At 58.0% G+C, this 4,134-nt stretch carries 4 protein-coding genes, 1 pseudogene and 1 riboswitch; of the genes and pseudogenes, 2 read left to right on the top strand and 3 right to left on the bottom strand.

The genetic code is table 11. The annotated features are described in order from the left end of the window. The 3 genes and pseudogenes from ACTH3D_RS12750 to ACTH3D_RS12740 all read right to left on the bottom strand — a co-directional run. A pseudogene (locus ACTH3D_RS12750) lies at window positions 1-188 on the bottom strand (sodium:solute symporter); the annotation flags it as partial. An 89-nt stretch (window positions 189-277) separates the two neighbouring features. Beyond that, window positions 278-386: riboswitch (TPP riboswitch) on the bottom strand. A 179-nt stretch (window positions 387-565) separates the two neighbouring features. Continuing rightward, a complete protein-coding gene (locus ACTH3D_RS12745) occupies window positions 566-1,219 on the bottom strand; it encodes a methionine ABC transporter permease (protein WP_441667511.1) in 654 nt (217 codons plus the stop codon). Further along, the gene (locus tag ACTH3D_RS12740; protein WP_441667509.1) at window positions 1,200-2,246 is read right to left on the bottom strand and encodes a methionine ABC transporter ATP-binding protein; all 1,047 of its coding nucleotides are present in this window, start codon (window positions 2,244-2,246) and stop codon (window positions 1,200-1,202) included. The genes ACTH3D_RS12745 and ACTH3D_RS12740 overlap by 20 nt, the downstream gene beginning before the upstream one ends. Before the next feature lie 255 nt (window positions 2,247-2,501). Between ACTH3D_RS12740 and ACTH3D_RS12735 the strand changes: the two genes are divergently transcribed. Continuing rightward, complete coding sequence (locus ACTH3D_RS12735; RefSeq protein ID WP_441667507.1) at window positions 2,502-3,131, top strand: riboflavin synthase subunit alpha; 630 nt, start codon at window positions 2,502-2,504, stop codon at window positions 3,129-3,131. Window positions 3,132-3,280: 149 nt separating this feature from the next. Then, window positions 3,281-4,134: NCS2 family permease (locus ACTH3D_RS12730; protein WP_441667505.1), on the top strand; the 854-nt coding region annotated here is incomplete at its 3' end.

The following is a 4,134-nucleotide window of genomic DNA, read 5'->3' as shown; positions in this document are numbered from 1 at the left end:
AGCACCCAGGTGCCCAGCGTGGTGGCCAACAGGGTAATTACTGTGGCGCGGGTGCTCTGGGAGTTGCGCGCGGCGATGTAATTATCCAGATCTACTGGATGGCGGCGGGCATACAGCAGACCGGGGATAGCAAAAGCGGCGGCACAGAGTATCAGCCAAAGGGCCGTCCAAACAGGGTCAAGCGACATGGTAGTGCGTCCTCTATCCGTGGTGACCGGGGCGGTCCAGGCGAGTCCCGTGACGCTGTGATAGCGTGCTACGAGCAGGAAGAGGCGATATTGCGTGTGCGATCCTTCCCTTCGCCGGAATGACCCGGATCAGGTTCGAAGGGTTACCAGCGAAAACGCCGGATTCTCAGCCCGAAAAGGGCACCCCCAGGAAAGACAGCAGACTAGGTGGATGGCAGCAGCAAGTCAACTGGGTGTTAAGAGCGAAGCTCGCCACCGCTGCGCGGCGGTGGCGCGGCACAGGCGCCGCCCCTGCGAAACTCGACGCATGTTGATGTTTTTATTGGATTTTGTAGGAGCTGCCTTTAGGCTGCGATGGCGCCGTTAGGCGCCTGGGGTTATTTGTGGTCGCTCTTGCGCACCAGGTAGTCGCCGATGCTCTGGAACAGCTGGACCATGACAACCAGTATGACGACAGTGATCAGCATGATGGTTGGGTTGAAGCGGTTGTAACCGTAGCGGATACCCAGGTCGCCAAGACCACCGCCGCCCACCGCGCCGGCCATAGCCGAATAGCTGATCAGGGTGACGGCAGTGACGGTGAGTGCGGTGAAGATACCGCCGCGTGCCTCGGGCAGCAGCACCCGGGTGATGATCTGCCAGGGGGTGGCGCCCATGGACTGGGCGGCTTCGATCAGCCCCGGCGATACTTCGTTGAGTGCGCCTTCCACCAGCCGGGCGATAAACGGAATGGCTGCAATGGTCAGCGGTACTGAGGCGGCGTTGGTACCGATTGATGTGCCGACCAGCATTCGCGTGAAGGGAATGATCGCCACCATCAGGATGATGAAGGGAATCGAGCGGCCGATATTGGTTACCATGCCGAGCACACTGTTCAGCGCCGGATTAGCCAGCACCTGCCTGGGGCGTGTCACGTAAAGTAGCACGCCCAAAGGAATACCCAGCAGCGCGGAAATGACACCGGATATACCTACCATGTAAAGGGTGTCCAGGGTGGCCTTAAGAATCAGATCAAACATCGCGCTGGACATGGCCAAGCACCTCCACGGTCAGGTCGTGCTGCTGTAAATAGTCGAGTGCTTTTTGGGTGTCAGCGGCGTTGCCCATCAGCTCGGCGATCATTAGGCCAAGAGTGCGGTCCTGAATGGATTCGACCTTAGCCTGCAGGATGCTGACGTCGATGCCACAGTCGCGGGCAAGTCGCGAAATCAGCGGTGTCGATACCGCATCGCCGGAAAACGCCAGGCGCACCACCGGGTGGGTTTTGGGCCCCGGCTGCTCTTCCAGCTGATCAACCAGCTCTCTGGGTGGTTCGAGTTCCAGGAAGTCGTTGAGAAACTCACGGCCCAGCTGGGTGCGCGGTGCGGTAAAGAAGTCGCCAACTTCAGCGTCCTCGACCAGCATGCCGTCGGAAATCAGACTGACGCGATGGCAGATGGCTTTGACCACCTCCATTTCATGGGTGATAAGCAGAATTGTTAGCCCCAGCTTGCGGTTGATATCTTGCAGCAGCTCCAGAATCGAGCCGGTGGTTTGCGGGTCGAGTGCCGAGGTGGCTTCGTCGCACAGCAACACCCTGGGCTGGCTGGCCAGCGCACGGGCTATGGCCACGCGCTGTTTTTGGCCGCCCGACAGCTGCGCCGGGTACTGGTTGGCCTTATCGGCTAAACCCACCAGCTCCAGTAACGGCGCGATGCGCTGTTGAATCTCGGCGCGGCGCATGCCCATCAATTCCAGCGGCAGGGCCACATTGGCTGATACGGTACGCGAGGTCAGCAAGTTGAAATGCTGAAAGATCATGCCGATGCCGTGGCGCGCCTTGTTCAGCGCATCCCGTGACAGCTGGGTGAGCTCTTGGCCATCCACCTTGACGGTGCCGGTAGTGGGGCGTTCAAGCAGGTTGACGCAGCGGATCAGCGTCGACTTGCCCGCCCCGGACAGGCCAATTACGCCGTGGATCTGCCCCTTGGGCACGTGAAGGCTGGCAGCCTTAAGTGCTTCAACAGGTGCGCCTTTTTTTGACTCGTAGGTTTTGGAAACGTTATGCAATTCTATCATTCGGGCCACCAGAATGGCGCCCGCAATCCGGGATCAAGTCGGCGCCTGAAAAGAGGTGAGCAAGACTAGGGTCCAAGGGGGTTGTTGTCAATTATAGGCACTGGACATGGGTTCTTTATACCGTTATCTATTGTCATGCTACTATTGAGCCAAATCGACGGAGTCTTCCTTGCGCGTGGACGTTGGCAAACGAACTTCTCTAAACTAGCTGACGTTAGCCAGGCAGATACAGACAGACAAACAAGAGGACAGTGCATGTTTACCGGTATTGTGCAGGGGACAGCCGAGTTAGTGGCGATTGATGAGGCTGAAGACTTTCGCACCCATGTGCTGGCGTTGCCAGAAGACATGCGCCACGGCCTCGAAATTGGTGCCTCGGTGGCCCATAACGGGGTCTGCCTGACGGTGACGCAGATTGATGGCGAAAACGTCAGTTTTGACCTGATGCGTGAAACCCTACGGGTGACTAACTTGGGGGCGCTCGGTGTTGGCGACCGGGTCAATATCGAGCGGGCCGCACGCTTCGGTGATGAAATTGGTGGCCATGCCATGTCGGGGCATGTGATAGCCATGGCCGAGCTGCTTGAAATTGATGAGGCACCCAATAATCGTCGGCTGTGGTTCAGGCTACCCGCCGAGCTGGGGCGCTTCGTGTTTGCAAAAGGCTACATTGGCGTGGACGGTGCCAGCCTGACTATTGGTGCCATCAGACCAGTTCAGCAGGGGGTAGGCACAGAGTTCTGTGTGGATCTAATTCCTGAAACCTTGACGCGCACCATTCTTGGCGAGTGCAGTGTGGGAGGCAGAGTCAATATCGAGATCGACCCCCAGACCCAGGCTATTGTCGAAACGGTCGAGCGCGTGATGGCGGCTCGTGGCGATTAATTACATGCTCGCTACGCCTGGTTGCTGAGCATGATCGCTGAAAAAGCCTTGTTAGTGTTAATCGCTGAGGTGCCATCAGTGGCGTCATCCGGTACTATGTCTGGCTTTCTCGCCCTTGGGTTTCCTTTCGCCTACGCAGGATCGATCTCATGCTGAATCGGCTGTTCGAGAACCACTTCAAGCTTTCCGAACACGGGACTGACATCAAGACGGAAGTCATCGCCGGTGTTACCACTTTTCTTACCATGGCCTACATCATTTTCGTCAACCCGAGCATCCTCTCGGAGTCGGGGATGGATTACGGCGCGGTGTTTGTGGCCACCTGCTTGGCGGCGGCGGTTGGCTGTCTGATCATGGGTATCTGGGCCAATTACCCGATTGCCCAGGCGCCCGGCATGGGGCTTAACGCTTTCTTCACCTACGGTGTTGTGTTGGGGATGGGGTACAGCTGGGAAGCCGCGCTGGGTGCGGTGTTCCTGTCAGGCCTGACGTTTTTCCTGCTGAGTATCTTCCGCATACGCGAGTGGATCATCAATTCAATTCCGATGTCGCTGAGGCTGGGTATTGCCGCCGGTATTGGTTTGTTCCTGGGGATGATCGCCCTCAAGAATGGCGGCATCATCGTTCAGAATCCCGCCACCTATGTGGCGCTGGGTGATATGACTCAGCCCGCAGCCCTCTATTCGCTGGCGGGTTTTTTCGTGATTACGGCGCTGTCTTACCTGCGTGTGACCGGTGCCGTCATGATCGGTATTCTCGGCGTTACCGTGCTTGCCATCATCCTGGGCCATAACGAGTTTGGCGGCCTGGTGTCCATGCCACCCTCGATCATGCCGACACTGCTCAAGCTGGATCTAGCTGGTGCCCTTGACGTGGCCATGCTCAGCGTCATCTTCGCCTTCCTGTTTGTCGATCTGTTCGACACCTCCGGCACGCTGATTGGTGTGGCCCACCGGGGTGGCTTGCTCGACAAAGACGGCAAGTTGCCGCGTATCGGGCGTGC

The sequence above is a fragment of the Halomonas sp. genome, from assembly GCF_052095765.1.
Classification (GTDB): Bacteria; Pseudomonadota; Gammaproteobacteria; order Pseudomonadales; family Halomonadaceae; genus Halomonas.
This window is presented reverse-complemented; position numbering and strand designations above follow the sequence as displayed.

Bases quoted from the DNA above. Each gene is read 5' to 3' on its own strand.
- ACTH3D_RS12745 (WP_441667511.1), bottom strand. From the start codon at position 1,219: ATGTCCAGCGCGATGTTTGATCTGATTCTTAAGGCCACCCTGGACACC.
- ACTH3D_RS12740 (WP_441667509.1), bottom strand. From the start codon at position 2,246: ATGATAGAATTGCATAACGTTTCCAAAACCTACGAGTCAAAAAAAGGC.
- ACTH3D_RS12735 (WP_441667507.1), top strand. From the start codon at position 2,502: ATGTTTACCGGTATTGTGCAGGGGACAGCCGAGTTAGTGGCGATTGAT.